Source organism: Chryseotalea sp., assembly GCF_057350905.1.
This window is the reverse complement of the sequence record NZ_JBMRCF010000001.1, coordinates 640,479-658,921: the sequence shown is the minus strand read 5'-3', so window position 1 is coordinate 658,921 and position 18,443 is coordinate 640,479. Positions and strand designations below refer to the sequence as shown.

Sequence of the window (18,443 nt, the reverse complement as noted above, 5' to 3'; positions counted from 1 at the left end):
TATTGCTTAAATCGTAGTGGCCATTTCCAGGGCCTTGCGCAAGGCACTTAGCTTATTGTTTACTTCCTGCAATTCGCTGGCTGCATCAGACTTGGCAACAATGCCTGCCCCTGCCTGACAAATCAATTGGTTTTGTTTACTTAAAAATGTTCTGATCATAATAGCATGGTTAAAACTGCCGTTGAAACCTATAAAACCAATAGCCCCTCCGTAAAAGGATCTATTAACATTTTCATACTGGTTAATCAGGGTCATGGCTTTGTATTTGGGTGCACCCGATAAAGTCCCGGCCGGAAAAGTGTCCACCGCCATTTGTATCGCTGAGCTTCCCTCCTTCAACACACCACTTACTTTAGATACCAGGTGAATAACATGTGAGTAGAATTGTACTTCTTTAAATACTTCCACACTTACCTGTTCTGCGTGGCGGCTCATATCATTCCGCGCCAGGTCAACCAGCATAACATGTTCCGCATTTTCCTTTTCGTCTTTGGTTAACTGTTCAGCTAAGGCTAAATCTTCCTGATCATTACCTGTTCTGCGAAAAGTACCTGCTATCGGATAGATGTGTGCTTTTCCATTGGCAATTTGTATCTGTGCTTCAGGCGAGGAACCCATTAAACGAAAATTGCCATAATCGAAGTAAAACAGATAAGGTGATGGATTGATGGAACGCAAAGCCCTGTATACATTAAACTCATCTCCGCGAAAGCGGGAGGTAAACCTTCTGGATAGTACAATCTGAAAAACATCGCCTCTGTAACAATGCTGCTTTCCTTGCTCCACCATCTGTAAGAACTCCTGATCGCTTACATTCGATATTTCCTCACTCTCTCTTGTAAAGGAGTAAGTAGATACTTTATTACTGTAAATAATCTGCTGTAATTTATTGAGGGCCTGTGAGTCAATCGGATTGGCTTCTCCTTCCACACTGTGTGCAAACAAAGTAAGTTCATTTGAAAAGTGATCGACAACAATCACATAGCGGTAGAGTTTATAGAGGATATCGGGTATTCTGCTCTCTGTCTTGTCAATTGTAAGCGACTCAAAGAAACGGATGGCATCGTAAGTAGTATAGCCAAAAAGGCCTGATGGATTATAACGGCTCACCAGGTTTTTATCAGCCTCGAAAGCCTGTGAGAAATCCTCCAGGTCTTTCAACACAGTGCCTGTATTTTCCTTTAACACTACAGTGCCATCTGGGTAGCGGATATTAACTTTCTCCTGATCTACTGTAAATGAAGAAATGGGGTCACTGCAGATAAATGACAAACTATTTTCATTGCCATGATAATCTGAGCTCTCTAATAATATGCTTCCCGCAAAAACATCGCGAAGTTTCAGGTAGATATTCACGGGGGTGAGGGTATCTGCCAATAGTTTTCGTTCCTGTGTTTTTAGTTTAAACTTCTTCATTACGCTTTCAATTGCTATAAAACAAAAAGGCCTGTTCCGTTGATCGGAACAGGCCTTTACAAATTATTTATTTGTAAACATTAGAACATAGCCGTGCACCGATCGGAGTTCGATCTATGCCACCACCATGCTATGTTTACTACTTGAATCATATTAAATTGACTATTCAGCTTTTTTACGGGCTACCTTTTTTGCTTTAGCAGGTGTTGCAGGTGCATCTGCACTCTTTTTAGAAGCTGTACGCTTCAATTTAGCCTTAATAGTCTTTCTATTTCTAGCTTTACCAAAAGAACCGATGGTTCTTTTGCCTTTTGCTGTTTTTTTATCTCCTCTTCCCATAGGGTTTTTATAAATACGGGGCAATAATACAAACGCAAATCCAAATTACAAATTCCAGGTTCAAAATTTAGGGAATAGTCAAGGCTTAACTTTCCATTTTGAACCTGAAATGTTAAAAACAACTACCAAATTTTAACCCGCTCAGCCTCTGGCTTAAACATCTTATCGCCTTCTTTCACGCCAAAGGCATCATAGAAATAGGGAATATTGGTTAAAGGACCATTGGCTCTGTACATGCCTGGCGAGTGTGGATCAGTTAACACCTGAGTTCTCAAGGTTTCATCTCTGTACTTCACTCTCCAGATGGTTGCCCATGAAATAAAGAAGCGTTGCTCAGGTGTGAAGCCGTCAATCTTGCCGGGATGCTTATCCGGGTTCTCGCGCAAGAAACGTTGCAAGCCATCGTAGGCTACTGTTACACCGCCAAGGTCGCCAATGTTTTCGCCCAAGGTAAACTGACCTTGTACAAAAACTCCTGGAAGGGGCTCGTATTTGTCAAACTGAGTAGCCAGGGCCTTGCCCTTTTGCTGGAAGTTGTCGTAGTCTACTTTCTGGAACCAGTTTTTCAAATTACCGAATGAGTCGAACTTGGCTCCCTGGTCATCGAAGCCGTGAGAAATCTCGTGGCCAATCACAGCACCAATACCCCCATAGTTGACTGCTTCATCTGCGCGATAATCGTAGAAAGGTGGCTGGAGGATTCCTGCTGGGAATACAATTTCATTAAAGAGTGGATTGTAGTAAGCGTTGATGGTCTGCGGTGTCATTTGCCACTCTGATCTATCTACTGGCTTACCAAGTTTGGCAAACTCACGTTTGCTCTCATAAGCATTGGCATTCATCACATTCTGAAAGTAAGAGGCTGTTTCAGGATCTTTACTTACCGGAAGGCCAACGTAGTCTTTGAATTTTTCAGGATAACCTATTTTTACGGTAAAGGTGCTTAACTTCTTGAGTGCCATTTCTTTGGTTGAATCTGTCATCCAATCTAGTTGTTTGATTCTATCGGCAAAAGCCAGCTTAATGTTCTCTACCATGGCCATGGCTTTTTGTTTGGCTTCAGGTGGGAAAGTCTCCTCCACATAAAGTTGACCGATGGCATCACCTAATACATTGTTGGTCATGTCCAGCACACGCTTCCATCTTGGACGGATCTGCTCAACACCCGCCAGATACCTTCTGTTAAAGTCAAAGGACTCTTCAACAAAGGCGTTGCTCATTAAAGGCGCAGCCTTTCTCAGTAAGGTGGCCTTCAAATAGGTTTTAACATCTTCTATTTTATAGGTGCTTACGATCTTCTCATACTCAACCATATACGCTGGTTCAGTAACAATAATGGTATCGGCTGCCACCATACCCAGGGTTGTGAAGTAGCTCTTCCAATCCACCGAAGGGGTAAGCTTATACAGCTCTTCTATTGATTTAGGGTGATACAGATTGTAAGGATCACGGCTCTCTTCTTTCGTGAGCATAGACTTTGCTAACTGGGTTTCCAGTTTCAACACCAGATCACTATTGCGTTTGGCTTCCGCTTCAGGAGCACCCGCCAGTTCGAATAAATTAGCGATGTGCTTAACATAGCGGTCGCGTATTTCTTTCGACTTCGCATCGGTTTTCAAGTAGTAATCGCGCTCAGGCAAACCAATGCCACCAGAACCTAAATAGGGCACAATCTTCTCGCTGTTCTGCAAATCTGATAAAATAAACAACCCGAAAAAGGCATTACTACCCGTTAACATGTCATCTGTTAAATAGCTCTGAATCTGAGACTTATTGGTAATCGCTTCAATCTTTGAAAGATAAGGGGTCAACACTCCTACACCCGCTTTTTCTGCTAATAAGGAATCCATTCCTATCGAGTAAAAATCAGCTGCTTTGCGCTGGTCAGAGCCTTCAGGATATTTGGTATCAGTTGCCGCTTTCTTTAAAATATTGAGCAATACCTGCTGATTGGATTCACGCAACTCGGTAAAACTTCCCCACGAGCCTAGGTCACCAGGAATCGTACTTTTAGCTACCCAACCCCCATTGACAAACTTAAAAAAATCGTCACCTGGTCTTACCGTAGTATCCATGTTACTTAAATCGATACCGACACCTTCTGGAAGTTTAGTTTCCTTTTCTGAGGTACAAGCTGCTAAAGCCAGTACCATTGCGCTTAATACAATAACTATCTTTTTCATTTCTTCAATTATTAGGAGATGATTAAAGATATAGCGCTTTAGCCGTAACTTCATAGCCACTTTCTTTGTTTATTCAGAAAATCAGAGATTATGGCAAAGGCATCTGTAGAACTTATCGAAGCGCTTCGCAAAACAGCTAATAAGCTGTCGAACAGTACTAACTACCAATGGGGTCACATGGGGGCTTGCAATTGCGGGTTTCTGGCACAAGAGGTAACACAATTCAGAAAGGAAGAAATTCATGCCAGGGCTATGCAGCGATACGGTGACTGGAGTGAACAACTGAACGACTACTGCCCTACCAGCGGTTTGCCTTTTGACGAACTAATCAGTGAATTGATTGCCTTCGGCTTTGATTCAGAGGATCTTAAAAACCTGGAACGATTATCTGATGGAAGGGTATTACGTTCACTACCTCTTGAGCAACGTAACCTGACGCACAACAAAAAAGCAGACGTGATTTTATATCTGAATACATGGGCAGATCAATTAGAAAAACAGTTGATTGATGGAATCAAGCTCCCTGATTTCGAGAAAAGGAAACCAGTAACGATCCTTTAAATCAGTACATATACTTTACAGTCTTTAGCCTGGTTGCCTTGGTTAGGAAATCTAATCCAGCGCTTCAATGTACCTTCACATTGATACCCGGATTTTTCTAAAACCCTGGCTGACGCAGCATGTTCCTGATCTACAAATGAGCCTATCCTGTAGACACCGATTTGTGTTTTCAGTAGACTGGTCATGCGTAAGCAGGCCTCTGTTGCATAACCATTACCCCAGTGTGTGGGGCTTAAAATATAGCCAAATTGAATCCTTCCCATCTCGTTGATAATACCATAACTACCAATGAGTTGGCTACTTTCTTTTAAGCGGATAGAATAAGTATAATCCAGCCCTAGATCCCAGGCATTTTTAGCGTAACGAAGGTAGGTACGCGTATCCTTTATGTCTTTATGGGTGGCAAAAGAAACAAAACGGGTCGCCTCTGCTTTGCTGGCATAAGCATAAAAAATTTCCTCTGCATCTTCGTACCTTAGCCGCTGAAACAAGAGTCGTTCAGATTCCAGGCTCTCCGGTAAGTTCATTCGTTCCATGCATTAAATATAAATGGCAAAAACCAACAACATCGTTCATCAGTACTTTAAAAAGCAATTAGAAGGTTTCAAGTTGCTGGTAAAGGTAAACCCTATTCATTTTAAAGGCACCGAAATAATGGTGCCTGAAACCGGAGAAGTAGAAATGCGGGACCTCGAGTTTGATGCGGAGATTTTTGACGACCTGAAAGCCGATGGCTTCACCGAATGTACTGCCCTGGAGTTTAACCTTTATGCAAGTGGCTTGGCGAAGTAGAAACTTTGTTGACTTGGCTATTTACAACTTAATCTCAGTTGGCCCATTTTTCAAGCCATTGGCTATTGTTAACTTTACTTGATCGACAAGCTGCTTTAATGTTTCATAGCTATTGTCAGGAGCATTCAACACAATCACCGCAAGCGTATATTTATTAAAATTTTGTTAATACTGAAGATTCTTATCGAAAGTTAGCAGAGCATCAAAACTGTTTTCCTTCATCAGGGTCAATAACTTACCATTGGAAATTCCTGTCCAGCCTCTGTCCGCGACTGTGTAAATTTCATGCTCTGTAAAATGTTGCTTAAGCCGTTTGGGTAAATTTTCATCAAGCAGCAGTCTCATAGATTTGCTGGATATTTTTTGAAGTCAGGATTTTACCAGCAATCTCAATTACAGCTATGGCTTGTTTCTTTTGAACGGAGGGGAAGTCATCAAGAAACTGATCGAGGGAAATACCCTTTTCCAAATGATCAAAAAGCGTTTGAATGGGCACCCTTGTTCCTTTAAAAACAGGGCATCCCGACAAAATTTCTTGATCGATAAGGATGTAATCTTTCACCTGATACATATGACAAATGTACAAAATTTGTAAGCACTTTTCAGGTAGAAGATGGATTGTCAGGGACTTACCAGTGTTCAAAGAGAGCAGCGCTTTTTAAATATTAGTCAACAAATTGGTAATTGCCATTTGATTCGTACTTTTGCAACGCAAGCCGGCACGACCAGCTCCTGCTGAACTCCCCCAGGACCGGAAGGTAGCAAGGGTAGGCGGTTGTAGCGGTGCGATGTTGGCTTGTATTTTTTCTACCTGGTTCATTTTCGTTGAACCCTCCAAAATCTCCTCTATCTTCTTTACTTCAACTCACTAGTTTCCCTTAACTTTACAGTTCAAGTAACCACTACCTTTTTATGAAATTCTTTATTGATACTGCTAATCTTAACGAAATACGTGAAGCTTATGACCTTGGCGTGCTGGACGGAGTAACCACTAACCCATCGCTGATGGCCAAAGAAGGCATAAAGGGCGATGCCAACGTACGTGCTCACTATAAAGCCATTTGTGATATCGTTGACAATAACGTGAGTGCTGAGGTGATTGCCACAGACTTTGAAGGTATGGTGAAAGAAGGTAAGGAACTTGCCAAAATCGATGATAAAATTGTGGTGAAGATCCCGATGATTAAAGAGGGTATCAAAGCCATTAAATACTTCTCAAGCGAGGGTATTCGTACTAATTGCACTTTAGTCTTTTCACCAGGTCAGGCTATTCTCGCGGCCAAGGCCGGAGCCAGCTACCTCTCTCCTTTTGTGGGGCGCCTTGACGATATCTCCCAGGATGGTCTGGACTTTATTGCACAGGTTCGCGTCATCTACGATAACTATGGATTCGGAACGGAGATTCTGGCGGCCTCTGTACGCCACACCATGCACTTGATTAAGTGTGCCGAGATTGGTGCTGATGTAGTGACTTGTCCGTTGAACGTGATTACCGGTTTATTAAACCATCCATTAACAGATGCTGGTCTGGCTAAGTTTTTGGCTGACCATAAGAAAGCCAATGCTTAAACAATTTTAAATTCAACATTCAAGGTTCAAAATGGCGGAAATCTAATTTTGAATCTTGAATTTGAAATCTTGAATTAACTATGTTTTCATCCGATCCCATCGTACGCATTAAAGAGGCAACGATCTTCCAGGAACACAATACGGTGCTGGGTAATCTTAACCTCGAAATAGAAAAAGGAGAATTCGTTTTTCTGGTGGGCCGTACTGGTTCGGGTAAATCATCTTTGCTCAAGACCTTATATGCTGATCTTCCTTTGCGATTAGGGGATATCAATGTGGCGGGTTTCAACATTCGTGGTATCAAGCCTGCACAAGTTCCACTCCTCAGGCGCAAACTGGGTATCATCTTTCAGGACTTCCAATTGTTTAACGACAGAACTGTAGGTGAGAATCTCACTTTCGTGATGAAGGCAACCGGATGGAAGGAATCTTCTAAAATTAAAAACCGCTTGTCTGAGGTATTGATGCAAGTGGGTTTAGGTTCTGTTGAAAAGAAAATGCCGCATCAACTTTCGGGCGGTGAGCAGCAGAGAGTGGTCATTGCACGGGCTTTATTAAATGAGCCTGTTATGCTGATCGCGGATGAACCAACTGGAAATCTTGACCCCGAAGTGTCAGATGGCATTTTGAAACTATTTCAGGAAATCAATAAAAGTGGTACGGCCGTGTTAATGGCTACACATGATTACCGTCTTATTAAAAAATTCCCAACCAGGGTTTTAAAATGTGAGCACGTAAAAGTACTCGACTCATCAAAAGAAAGCTTCGAGTTGACGACCGAATCCTTATGATCAATTTTACCCCCGGGCCTTCTCAACTCTACTTCACAGTAGCCGATCATCTTAAACAAGCGCTGCGTGACCAGGTACTGTCTTTATCTCATAGAAGTAAGGACTTTGAAAAGATTTCCATGGAAGCCACCAGTGGTCTAAGGGCCCTATTGGATATTCCGGAATCACACAGTATTGTGTTTACTTCCTCAGCGACTGAAGTCTGGGAAAGAAGTATACAGAATCTTGTTGCGGAGCATTGCTTTCACTTTGTGAATGGCGCCTTTTCTAAACGTTACCACGAAATTGCTACGCAGCTTAAGAAGCAGGCAAAAGCATACGAAGTAAAGGAAGGTGAAGGTTTTACCGACTTATCTCAAATTCCCGCAGATACGGAATTAATTGCCTTAACCCACAATGAAACAAGTACAGGTGTTTGCTGGTCAGTCGATAAAATTCATGCCTTAAAAGATTTATTCCCAAAAGCATTGTTGGTAGTAGATGCTGTCTCTTCACTTCCCTACCCTGCTTTCGATTACAATAAAATTGATTCGGTTTTCTTTTCTGTACAAAAAGCATTTGGTTTACCTGCTGGCCTCGGTGTATGGATTGTGAATGAGGCTTGTCTCGCTAAAGCAGAGGCCTTGCAAAGCAAGGGCTATGTAACAGGCACTTACCACAACCTGCCAACGCTCCACGCTTTCGCCAAGAAAAACCAAACACCAGAAACGCCTAATGTGTTGGGCATCTATTTGCTGGCTAAAGTCACCGCTGATTATCTGAGAAGAGGCATTACTACTTTACGAAAAGAAACAGAATACAAAGCAGCCATTCTATACAATGCCTTGCAGACACATGGTCAGGCAGAAGCTTTTGTAAAGGATGTGAACTGGCAATCTAAAACAGTTATTGTCGCCCATACGGGCAGTCATACCAAATCCATCAGTGAGGCACTGATGGCTAAAGGTTTGTATCCGGGTGATGGCTATGGCAAGGCCAAAGAAACACAATTACGCTTTGCCAACTTCCCGGCTCATTCAAAAGAACAGTATGAGCTTTTGGTAGATACCCTTGGGCTAATTTGAAATTTCAAATTAACAAATTCCGCTGATCTGCGTTATGTTTGTTCATGGTTGATCTGTATAACTTTCTCTACTCCTGGCAACTCTTTCCTGAAAAGGGTACATACGAATTTGGTAAAAGACCGAAATCAGGTAATTATAAAATGCAATGGAAGACTGAAAACAATAGTCTTGCTATCGCCATTAACTGGGTTACCCTGGAAGATCAGGCCTTTACTTCCGAATACAGCGTACCAGGAGACGGATTATTTCATACGATTGAAGACAATCCTTTAGCCAATCGCATTAAACTTTCTATTCTTAACTCATTAACTTTTGAAGTTGTCTTTGCTCAGGATGAACAAGAGACTTTGCGAATACGGCATGAGATCATGCCCAACAGTTTATTGAAAGTAACACAAAGCAACTTACTCGATCCAGAGAAAATAATTACCAATACTGAAATCTATCACAAACAGTTCAGTGTATTGCCTTATGCCTCTTCTGTAACAGGTGCAGTCATTAAACATAATGAGGAAGGTCTCATTCGCCACAAGGCCTTAACGGCTATGGAAGAACAGACCAACATGCAACTGGAACAGATTCGCAAGCAAATAGAATTGTTAGCGCTACAGGCCAAAGAAATTGTGACGCGTAAAGAGTTGTCTATGCTAATTTACGAATCGAAGCTGAACTTCGCCCCCATCATTGGTCAGCATTATTATCTATACGAAACAAAAGACAACTCTCACATCTTAAGCATGATCGCACCCAATGAATGGGGACGCAAACCCATGCCTTATAAAAGTTTTGTGAGCATGGTGAAATTACTGGCCGATCATACCTGGGTAGAAATAAAACACCAGAGTGATTACAGCTCCAGCTTAACGGCTACCGGACAATGATCTGAGCCCATCAACTCATTATAGATCAAGGCTTCTTTTACCTTAGGCATGAGTCTTTCGCTTACCAAAAAATAATCGATGCGCCAGCCTGTATTGTTAGCCCTTGCGTTGAATAAATAATTCCAGTAGGAGTATTTAATTTCTTCCGGATGCAGGTGTCGGAAGGTATCTACAAAACCGGCATTTAACAAAGCTGTGAAACTGTCAATCTCTTGTTGCGTGTAGCCTGCAGATTTATTGTAGTTCTGCTTTGGCCGTGCAATGTCGATCGCCTGATGCGCTACATTTAAATCACCACAAATAATAACAGGTTTACGTTTGTTCAGCCAGCTTACATAATCCCGAAAGGCATCATCCCAAGTCTGTCTGTAGTCCAGGCGCTTCAAGCCTTCACCGGAGTTAGGTGTATAAACGGTAACGAGAATAAAATTTTCAAACTCTGCTGTTACTACCCTGCCCTCCTGGTCGTGCTCCTCTACGCCCATGTCGTAAGTAACTGACAAAGGTTCTTGTTTAGTAATGATGGCCGTACCTGAATAACCTTTACGTGCTTTTGAATCATTCACGAAAGACTTATACTCAGGAAAAGCTTCCAAAACTTTTTTAACATCGGCTACCGTTGCCTTATGCTCTTGCAAGCAAAGCACATCGGGGTTTAATGCCGCGATGTCTTTTGCAAAATCCTTTTTAATAATGGATCTGATTCCGTTTACGTTCCAGTTAACTAAGTGTAAGGCCATGATTATTTTTTAGCAGGAGTTTCAGGTGATGGTGGTGTTTGTGGTTTTGTCGGTGCTTCCTTTGTTTCAGTACCTAAATAAGCAGGTAAATCGAGTCCGGCCATTTTAAATACTTCCTGTAAGGGCGGTACTGACTGATACATACCTGAAATAAAGTTGGCCGTTGATGATTTACCATCTTTGCTATTACCGCCATCCCAAACGGTGATCTTATCAATCTGAATATTCTTGATGGCTTCTGTTTGTAACCTTACCAACTCTGGCAGTTTGTCTGCAATGATCAACATCGCTGCATCTTTAGAACTATTACCTGCAGCCCCTACAATCTGACGAAGACCTTCTGCCTGCTTAGTCAAGATTTCATAAATACCTTGTGCTTCTGCCTGACGTTGCAACAATACAGCATCAGCCTCACCTTTGGCTCTCTCACGGATACGTTCTGCTTCGGCTTGCGCTTCAATGATGGCTTTTTGTTTTTGAATTTCTGCTGCCACCACAATGTTGGCATTCTGTGATGCCCGTTCACGGTCAGCACGCGCCTCTTCCGCTTTTTGTTCTGCCAGATAAGCTTCTTCTAATGCTTTCGCAGCTTGTACTTTTTCCGCAGCCATCGCTTTCTTCAAAGCTTCCGCTTCGCGTTCTCTGCGTTCTGCATCGGAGCTTGCAATGGCAATCTTAGACTGGTTTTCTCCCGTTACTGCCAAGGCATTCGCATCCGCGGTTTTAATACGGGTATCTCTCTCTGCTTCTACCTTACCAATCTGCTCATCGCGTTTGGCAGCTGCAATCAACACTTCTCTATCTTTTACTGAGTTGGCAACATTCGTGTCGCGATCGCGTTGCATTTCTGCCACTTTAATATCGCGTTCCTTCTCTGCTTCGGTTTTACCAATATCTCCTAAACGCTCTTGTTCCGCTACGCGGATCTTAGCTTCATTGATCGCTTTCGCAGCAGCTTCCTTACCCAGGGCTGCGATGTAACCACTCTCATCTTTAATATCTGTAATGTTTACGTTGATCAATTTCAAACCGATCTTCTTCAATTCTACTTCAACGTTGTGCGAAACATTCAATAAAAATTTATCGCGGTTGGTGTTAATTTCTTCAATGTCCATCATGGCCACCACCAAACGCATCTGCCCCACAATAATATCATGTGCTAATGAGTGTACATCATTGCGTTGTAAGCCCAGGAGACGCTCAGCGGCATTTTCCATCACACCGGTTTCTGTAGAAATACCCACGGTGAATTTAGAAGGTACATCTACGCGGATATTTTGCTTACTCAAGGCATTGGTCAGGTTAACTTCAATAGAGATCGGTGTTAAATCCATGAAGGCATAATCCTGAAACACAGGCCAGATAAAGGCTGCACCACCATGTATACATTTAGCAGAGTCGCCTCCACCTACTTTACCATACACTACCAATATGCGGTCGGAGGGACAACGCTTGTACCTTCTGAAAAAGGTGACCAATACAATAAAGACAAAGAAAACAGCCAGCGCTAAAACCGGAAGTGCATAAAAACTCATAGGGGTTTATTTAGAGGTTACTAATAATACATTTTCATTCACAATATCCTTCACCGTCACCATGGTACCTGTGGGTATGTTGTCTGCTTCGTCTGTCATGGCATCGAGTGTGCGCAAAGTGCCTTGTACTTTTATCTGTACCTGGCCTACACCACTTCGCTTGCTGGCAATGGTCAGGTAAACCTGTCCCGATTTACCAATGGCCTTTTTGAATTTCATGGTACCATCGCCACTGGCTTTTGCCAGAAAGTAAAAGAGCGAAGCCATAATCAGCATCATAATAATGCCGGCAACAAATGCCACTATACCAGCCGTTGTTTCTGATAACCCGGAATCAATACAAGCTATGCCCGTCCAGGAGAAAATGGTGAAAAAGGCAATCAGGTTTTTGAGGGTGAAGAATTGAAAACCAATTCCTGTATCGGCTTCTACTTCTGCATCCGGTGTATCATCCGGTACATCACCTCCGCCAAAAAAGGACAAGAAGAGTTGTAATAAAAAGAATAGCGTAAAGGGAATGGCCAGTATCCAGTAGAACTTCAGCGAGAAACTAAGACCTGTCCACCAAGCATTTAAATCGCCCATTGTTGTTGAGAATTATCCTCACAAAATAGAAGTAATAATTTTAATTCCAATGGACGAGGTTGACTTACTTTAAACTTAATACAGGCTTAAAAGAAAAGAAAAAGCCCTGCTTGCGTAGCAAACAGGGCCTTCTTATGAATGAAAAGAGAGCGATTAAGCCTTCTTCTTGAATCCTTCTTTGATCTCTTCAATATCAACGTTCTTGATAACCGGCTTAAAGCCTTGGTTCTTCAAAGACTGACGTCTTACAGCAGATACTGATTTATCTTTGCGGTTCTTTCTCTTCAGTCGTGTTACAGCCATGACAAATTTGTTTTAAAGGAGCGCAAAAGTAAGCCAAGATTTAGAAGATTACAAGATTTGCTGAATAATTATTGAAAAAATATGAGGAAATTGCTGCCTTTCTGGCTGATCCTTCCATCAAAGCTTTCCGATTAGCCAGGCGCACTATGGAAAAACCAAGTATACCTAAAGGAACACGTGATTTTGGCCCTGCCACCATGGGCAAACGCCAGTTTATCTTCAATACCATCCGTTCTGTTTACCAAAAGTACGGTTTCCAGCCTTTGGAAACACCTTCGATGGAGAACTTGTCAGTGTTGACAGGTAAGTATGGTGATGAGGGAGATCAGTTGTTGTTTAAAATATTGAATTCAGGTGATTTTCTGAAGGACGTAGACAGCTCGAAGCTCGAAGCTCGAAGCTCGAAGCAGCTTACTTCCGCTATAGCTGAAAAGGGTCTCCGCTACGACCTCACCGTTCCCTTTGCGCGTTATGTGGTCATGAACCGCCATGAGATTGCTTTTCCTTTTAAGCGCTATCAAATGCAACCAGTGTGGCGTGCTGATCGTCCGCAAAAAGGTCGCTACCGCGAATTTTACCAGTGCGATGCCGATGTGGTGGGCACAACTTCCCTCTTATGCGAAGCAGAAATTGTGATGATGATTCGTGAAGTGATGAAGGGATTGGGTATTGTGGATTTTACGATTAAGATTAACCACCGGGGTGTATTAAAAGGCATAGCCGATAGCATAAAAGCCGAAGGCAAAGAAACGGCTCTATATGTGGCCATAGATAAATTAGATAAAATTGGTCAGGAAGGTGTCAGCAAAGAATTGATTGAGGTCGGATTTACCAACGAGAATATCGACTTGCTGTTTAAACTCTTAAGCACCAGCGGCAGCAATGAAGAAAAGCGTTTGGCACTGGCTGCTTTATTTAATTCCGACAGCGGACAAAAAGGCTTGAGCGACTTAAAAGAAGTATTTGATTTGTTGAAAGAGGCGGGCAGTGATCAAAACAATCTGGAATTTGATATCGCCCTCGCCAGAGGATTGAGCTACTATACAGGTTGCATCTTTGAAGTGAAAATCAACAATGTGGCTATTGGCAGCGTGAGTGGTGGTGGCCGTTATGATAATTTGACACAAAGCTTTGGCGATAAGGAAAACTTATCCGGTGTTGGCATTTCTTTCGGTGTAGATCGTATCTATGATGTGATGGAAGAATTGCAGCTTTTCCCTAAGGAAACACAGCGCTCTTCTACTTTACTGATTTGTCATTTTGATAAAGAGAGTATGCGTTATGGCTTGAAACTGCTTACGCAACTCAGGGCTACAGGTATTGCGGCAGAACTATACCCGGATGAGGCTAAAATTAAGAAGCAACTGGATTATGCCAATAAGAAGATGATTCCCTATGTGATGGTGATTGGTGAGGAAGAACGCAACAGCGGATTACTGGCCTTTAAGAATATGGAAGCCGGAACCCAGGAGAAATTAGCGATTGAACAAATTATAGGATTATTGAGTAAGTAAGCAGCTACTGCGATCCGGGCTTGTACCGAAATAAAAATTAAGCACTTTTATATGATCGCATCTGACTGTTCATTATCCAACCAACAATATTCATTAAACCCATTGGTAAATGTCATTTAAGCACGCCATCTCGACTGAAACCATAACCTTAGAGACGCTCGAAAAAATCGTCTTCTCTTCAGGCACTTTGTCGCTTTCAGAAGAAGCCAGGAAGCGTATTGAAAAGTGCCGACTTTATTTGAATGAAAAATTAAAAAAGTCGAGTGCGCCTATCTATGGCATCAACACAGGCTTTGGTTCGCTCTACAACAAAAACATTTCTTCCGATCAGCTTGAAAAGTTGCAGGAGAATTTAGTAAAGTCGCATGCTTGTGGTATGGGTGCCGAAGTACCTTCAGAAATTGTGCGTTTGATGCTATTTCTCAAAGTACAATCCCTGGCTTATGGTAACTCTGGTGTACAGGTAAGCACTGCGCAGCGCTTAGTAGATTTCTTTAACAACGAAGTCTACCCTGTTGTCTATGAAATGGGTTCGCTGGGAGCCTCTGGAGATTTAGCCCCATTAGCACACTTGTGCTTACCCATGCTGAATGAAGGTGAAGCGTATGTCAAACAAGTAAAAACTTCAGCACCACTATTCAACAAGACTTTTCAATGGGAACCTTTACATTTACAATCTAAAGAAGGGCTGGCTCTGCTCAATGGCACACAGTTTATGCTGGCATACGGAGTGTGGTGTACGCTTCATGCCAATCGTATTCTACAACTGGCCAACATTATCGGAGCACTTTCGCTGGATGCTTTTGACGGCCGCATTGAAGCCTTCGATGAAAAAATACACGTAGTTCGTCCGCATGCAGGTCAGGTTAGTGTGGCTTCTACCATTCGTGAATTGCTCAAAGGTTCTGAAATTATTCGCCAGCCGAAAAAACACGTACAAGACCCCTACTCTTTCCGTTGTATCCCGCAGGTGCATGGTGCCAGTGCCGATACCATTGCGTATGTCAGTCAGGTGATGCTGAAAGAAGCCAACAGCGTTACCGACAACCCAAATGTTTTCCCGGATGCTGATGCAATTTTATCAGGTGGCAATTTTCACGGCCAGCCCCTGGCCTTGGCACTCGATTTTCTCGCCATCGCGGTAGCAGAATTAGGCAATATTTCAGAACGCAGAACTTTTCAGTTAATCTCTGGCTCACGTGATTTACCGAATTACCTTGTGGCCAATCCGGGTATTAACTCTGGTATGATGATCCCCCAATACACTGCGGCTTCTATTGTAAGTCAAAACAAACAATTATGTACTCCCGCATCTGTAGACTCTATTGTTTCCTCTAACGGACAGGAAGACCATGTGAGCATGGGCGCCAATGCGGCTACCAAGGTGTACAAAGTGGTAAACAATTTGTATTCGATATTGGCCATAGAATTGTTAACCGCTGCCCAGGCGATTGAATTCAGAAAACCCTTGCATACCTCTGCTTTCTTGCAAAACTTTGTAGATACTTTCCGCAAGGAAGTTTCGTTTATACAAGAAGATCGTCTGTTGCACAAGGACATGAAAAAGGCAGAAGATTTTTTAAAGCATATTGACCTGAGCAAATGATTCGTTTTTCCTTTTTTTTCTTTTTACTCCTGAGCACAACACTGGCCTTCGCTCAACCCTACACGAGCAGGCTCGGTCGCTTTCGAGTAGATCAGAAAAAAGGATGCGCTCCCCTTACCGTTACTTTTGAAACCCTCTTACCCGGAGGCTGCGGTACCAATCCCTGCATCATTGATTTTCTCGGTGATGGTTTTACACAACCTGTCGACAGCCGGAATACCTCGCCAGCTTCTTTTACCTACACAACACCCGGTACTTATTTAATAAAGGTATGTTACAGCAACCAATGTGCGGCCAATGAAGTGGATGATATACAAATAGAAGTAGTGGCTAATCTTCAACCTGATTTCGATCTCTATACTTGTAATGGCAATGGTGTTCAGGTAAAGATTAATGATAATCTATACAATCAGTACGTGATTAATTACAGCGATGGGGCTAGTACAACTGTTCCATCCGGGTCGCTGGCAAAAGACAACCATACTTTTGCTACAGCAGGTGCCAAAACGGTTTCTGTAAGAGGACGCAATCTGAATGCTGCGGATAACTGCGCTACTTTACAAAAGAATATTACAGCCGTGGCGGCTGTAGCGCCTGGTAATTTCAATTCACTGACCACCATCAACGATAGTGAAATTGATCTGCGCTACACTTTACCAGTCAACACGTTGAGCAGAATTGATATTGCTTTAAACAATGCCACTACCTTTCAGCAATTGAAGTTTACCTTTGAAGACAACCGCGATACGGTGAATAACCTAAGCAACAACAGTGCTTACTATTGTTACCGCATTAGTTCGATCGATGCCTGTACGAATACTTTGGCGAACACTTCACCCATCGTCTGCTCTATCCGCTTAAACGCCAGTGCACAAGATGGTTTCAACCGCCTTGACTGGATTGGCAACAATACAGGGGTAACTTCTTACAGTGTCGGTAGGGATAATCAGGCAGGTTATTTCGGAGGCATCTCTCCTGCCCTCACTACTGTTAACGACACAGAAAGTATTTGTAATCAGGAACACTGCTATCAGCTTACAACCAGCTATGCAGGCGGTGTAACTGCCACTTCTTTAATAAAATGTGTGGAGAGTTTTACCAATCAGCAGCCACCTGCCCTCACCGATATTACGGCCAGCATTAACGACAACAATGAAGCTGAACTGGTCTGGACAGATGCTCCGGAAGCAACAACCTACTCTATATTTAAAAATAGTAATGGTAGTTCCTATTCTTTTCTGGCAAGCGATACGCAATCACCTTTCACCGATACTGCCATCGAACTTGCCGCTAATGCATGCTATCAAATCTTATACGATGATGCTTGTGAGAATGTCAGCAATACTAGTCCTGAAGCCTGCCCGGTTATTCTTAGTGCGAGTCTGAATACAGACAACGCAGTGAATCTTTCCTGGACTGCCTACCAGGGTTGGGCTAATGGTATTGCGGGGTATCGCTTAGAAAAATATGCGCAGTCGGGTGGATTATTGCGTGTATTTAATGTAGGTAACGTCAATACTTTTACCGATACCGAAGTTGATCTTTTTAACCAACAGACTTACTACAGAATTTTTGTATTGCCGAATGATGGTGGGCTGAGTGCAGCAACCTCCAATCGACTTGAAGTCATTCGCAAACCTAATTTATTTTATCCGCGTGCTTTTACACCTGATAAACAAGGCCCTGCTGAAAATGAAATCTTCAGGGTTTTCGGTCAGTATATTTCTTCTTTCGAAATGAAAATATTCAATCGCTGGGGCGAACTCGTTTTTACAACCAACAGTATTGATCAGGGCTGGGATGGTACCTTCCGTGGTGTAGAGCAACCCGATGGCACCTATGCTTTCGTATCTAACCTCACCGACTTTGCTGGCAGGACCTTTACAGAATCCGGTGCCGTTGTGCTGATGCGCAAAAAGTGATTTGATTAGAGACTATTTTAGCTGCCACAGTTTTCACAGATTCTCACAGATAAGTATTTTTTTTGATCTGTGAACATTAGTAAAATCTGTGGCTAAAGATTTTTTTCAACTATTGAATGCGTCAGACCGATGTATACTTCAGCAATCATCGGTCAGACGCATGATAGACTGGAAATAGTTGTTTCAAAATGGATTGACAATAAGTAATTCAATCCTTTCCTGTATTTTCGCACCTGATGTACAATTAAACGCTATAGTTATGTTTGATATGATGAAGATGATGGGCAAAATGAAAGAGGTGCAGGCCCGCATCAAAGAAGCACAAGATAATCTGGTGACTATAAGTGCCCATGGTGAATCCGGTGGCGGTATGGTACAGGCGACTGTCAATGGCAAACGTCAACTAATGGCGCTTACTATAGATCCTTCCTTATTAAAAGCAGAAGATAAAGGCATTTTACAAGACCTGATCATTGCAGCCGTAAATAAGGCAAGCGATGAAGCTGAGGTGTTGGCCAAAGAATCATTAAAGAAAAGCACCGAAGGATTATTGCCAAATATACCGGGCATGGATTTGGGTAGCTTAATGGGCGGTTAATCGCACTTTACCAATTCCAGTTGTAACAGACCTTCCATTTTTGA

Annotated in this window: 20 protein-coding genes and 1 other RNA gene; 11 read left to right on the top strand and 10 right to left on the bottom strand. The window is 42.6% G+C overall.

Annotation, left to right across the window (positions count from 1 at the left end):
* Positions 1-6: 6 nt before the first annotated feature.
* The 3 genes from ACO1XM_RS02960 to ACO1XM_RS02950 all read right to left on the bottom strand — a co-directional run bounded on the left by ACO1XM_RS02960 (position 7) and on the right by ACO1XM_RS02950 (position 3,938).
* Positions 7-1,416 (bottom strand): anthranilate synthase component I family protein, encoded by a 1,410-nt coding sequence (locus ACO1XM_RS02960; RefSeq protein WP_486225641.1) that lies wholly within the window; start codon positions 1,414-1,416, stop codon positions 7-9.
* Between the two features lie 162 nt (positions 1,417-1,578).
* Positions 1,579-1,755: a 30S ribosomal protein THX gene (locus ACO1XM_RS02955; protein WP_486225639.1), complete on the bottom strand. Its 177-nt coding sequence runs from the start codon at positions 1,753-1,755 to the stop codon at positions 1,579-1,581.
* A gap of 122 nt (positions 1,756-1,877) precedes the next feature.
* Positions 1,878-3,938 (bottom strand): M13 family metallopeptidase, encoded by a 2,061-nt coding sequence (locus tag ACO1XM_RS02950; RefSeq protein ID WP_486225637.1) that lies wholly within the window; start codon positions 3,936-3,938, stop codon positions 1,878-1,880.
* A gap of 90 nt (positions 3,939-4,028) precedes the next feature.
* Here ACO1XM_RS02950 and ACO1XM_RS02945 point away from each other — a divergent pair, with 90 nt between their 5' ends.
* A complete protein-coding gene (locus ACO1XM_RS02945) occupies positions 4,029-4,499 on the top strand; it encodes a hypothetical protein (protein WP_486225635.1) in 471 nt (156 codons plus the stop codon).
* On the opposite strand, the gene ACO1XM_RS02940 is transcribed toward ACO1XM_RS02945, so the two are convergent.
* Positions 4,496-5,035, bottom strand: coding sequence for a GNAT family N-acetyltransferase (locus ACO1XM_RS02940; RefSeq protein ID WP_486225633.1), 540 nt, complete (start codon positions 5,033-5,035; stop codon positions 4,496-4,498). The genes ACO1XM_RS02945 and ACO1XM_RS02940 overlap by 4 nt on opposite strands.
* Positions 5,036-5,048: 13 nt before the next feature.
* Here ACO1XM_RS02940 and ACO1XM_RS02935 point away from each other — a divergent pair, with 13 nt between their 5' ends.
* On the top strand, positions 5,049-5,291 hold the full coding sequence (locus ACO1XM_RS02935; protein ID WP_486225631.1) for a hypothetical protein: 243 nt from the start codon (positions 5,049-5,051) through the stop codon (positions 5,289-5,291).
* Between the two features lie 165 nt (positions 5,292-5,456).
* Here ACO1XM_RS02935 and ACO1XM_RS02930 read toward each other — a convergent pair whose 3' ends face one another.
* Together ACO1XM_RS02930 and ACO1XM_RS02925 are read right to left on the bottom strand one after the other, a co-directional pair.
* Positions 5,457-5,636 carry a DUF5615 family PIN-like protein gene (locus ACO1XM_RS02930; protein ID WP_486225629.1) on the bottom strand — a complete coding sequence of 60 codons (180 nt, stop codon included), beginning with the start codon at positions 5,634-5,636 and terminating at the stop codon, positions 5,457-5,459.
* Complete coding sequence (locus ACO1XM_RS02925) at positions 5,620-5,862, bottom strand: DUF433 domain-containing protein (protein ID WP_486225627.1); 243 nt, start codon at positions 5,860-5,862, stop codon at positions 5,620-5,622. The genes ACO1XM_RS02930 and ACO1XM_RS02925 overlap by 17 nt, the downstream gene beginning before the upstream one ends.
* A gap of 138 nt (positions 5,863-6,000) precedes the next feature.
* On the opposite strand from ACO1XM_RS02925, the gene ffs reads away from it, so the two are divergent.
* From ffs to ACO1XM_RS02900, 5 genes are all read left to right on the top strand, one after another.
* Positions 6,001-6,096: signal recognition particle sRNA small type (ffs, locus tag ACO1XM_RS02920), an RNA gene on the top strand.
* 107 nt (positions 6,097-6,203) lie between these two features.
* A complete protein-coding gene (gene fsa / locus ACO1XM_RS02915) occupies positions 6,204-6,860 on the top strand; it encodes a fructose-6-phosphate aldolase (protein ID WP_486225625.1) in 657 nt (218 codons plus the stop codon).
* Positions 6,861-6,940: 80 nt separating this feature from the next.
* On the top strand, positions 6,941-7,651 hold the full coding sequence (locus ACO1XM_RS02910) for a cell division ATP-binding protein FtsE (protein WP_486225623.1): 711 nt from the start codon (positions 6,941-6,943) through the stop codon (positions 7,649-7,651).
* The gene (locus ACO1XM_RS02905) at positions 7,648-8,715 is read left to right on the top strand and encodes an aminotransferase class V-fold PLP-dependent enzyme (protein ID WP_486225621.1); all 1,068 of its coding nucleotides are present in this window, start codon (positions 7,648-7,650) and stop codon (positions 8,713-8,715) included. Before ACO1XM_RS02910 ends, ACO1XM_RS02905 begins: the two co-directional genes overlap by 4 nt.
* A 44-nt stretch (positions 8,716-8,759) precedes the next feature.
* Complete coding sequence (locus ACO1XM_RS02900) at positions 8,760-9,596, top strand: DUF2452 domain-containing protein (RefSeq protein WP_486225619.1); 837 nt, start codon at positions 8,760-8,762, stop codon at positions 9,594-9,596.
* Here ACO1XM_RS02900 and ACO1XM_RS02895 read toward each other — a convergent pair.
* From ACO1XM_RS02895 to ACO1XM_RS02880, 4 genes are all read right to left on the bottom strand, one after another.
* Complete coding sequence (locus ACO1XM_RS02895; protein ID WP_486225617.1) at positions 9,563-10,336, bottom strand: exodeoxyribonuclease III; 774 nt, start codon at positions 10,334-10,336, stop codon at positions 9,563-9,565. The two genes, ACO1XM_RS02900 and ACO1XM_RS02895, sit on opposite strands and share 34 nt — an antisense overlap.
* Positions 10,337-10,338: 2 nt before the next feature.
* A complete protein-coding gene (locus ACO1XM_RS02890; RefSeq protein ID WP_486225615.1) occupies positions 10,339-11,871 on the bottom strand; it encodes a flotillin family protein in 1,533 nt (510 codons plus the stop codon).
* A gap of 6 nt (positions 11,872-11,877) precedes the next feature.
* Positions 11,878-12,456, bottom strand: a complete 579-nt coding sequence (locus ACO1XM_RS02885; RefSeq protein WP_486225613.1) for a hypothetical protein — start codon at positions 12,454-12,456, stop codon at positions 11,878-11,880.
* Positions 12,457-12,609: 153 nt separating this feature from the next.
* Positions 12,610-12,759, bottom strand: a complete 150-nt coding sequence (locus ACO1XM_RS02880) for a hypothetical protein (RefSeq protein WP_170177222.1) — start codon at positions 12,757-12,759, stop codon at positions 12,610-12,612.
* Positions 12,760-12,905: 146 nt separating this feature from the next.
* Between ACO1XM_RS02880 and hisS the strand changes: the two genes are divergently transcribed.
* From hisS to ACO1XM_RS02860, 4 genes are all read left to right on the top strand, one after another.
* Complete coding sequence (hisS, locus tag ACO1XM_RS02875; RefSeq protein ID WP_486226532.1) at positions 12,906-14,273, top strand: histidine--tRNA ligase; 1,368 nt, start codon at positions 12,906-12,908, stop codon at positions 14,271-14,273.
* Between the two features lie 109 nt (positions 14,274-14,382).
* Entirely contained in the window at positions 14,383-15,879 is a 1,497-nt protein-coding gene (hutH, locus tag ACO1XM_RS02870; protein WP_486225610.1) for a histidine ammonia-lyase, read from the top strand.
* Positions 15,876-17,801, top strand: coding sequence for a T9SS type B sorting domain-containing protein (locus ACO1XM_RS02865; protein ID WP_486225608.1), 1,926 nt, complete (start codon positions 15,876-15,878; stop codon positions 17,799-17,801). The genes hutH and ACO1XM_RS02865 overlap by 4 nt, the downstream gene beginning before the upstream one ends.
* Before the next feature lie 259 nt (positions 17,802-18,060).
* The gene (locus tag ACO1XM_RS02860) at positions 18,061-18,399 is read left to right on the top strand and encodes a YbaB/EbfC family nucleoid-associated protein (protein ID WP_486225606.1); all 339 of its coding nucleotides are present in this window, start codon (positions 18,061-18,063) and stop codon (positions 18,397-18,399) included.
* Positions 18,400-18,443: the final 44 nt, after the last annotated feature.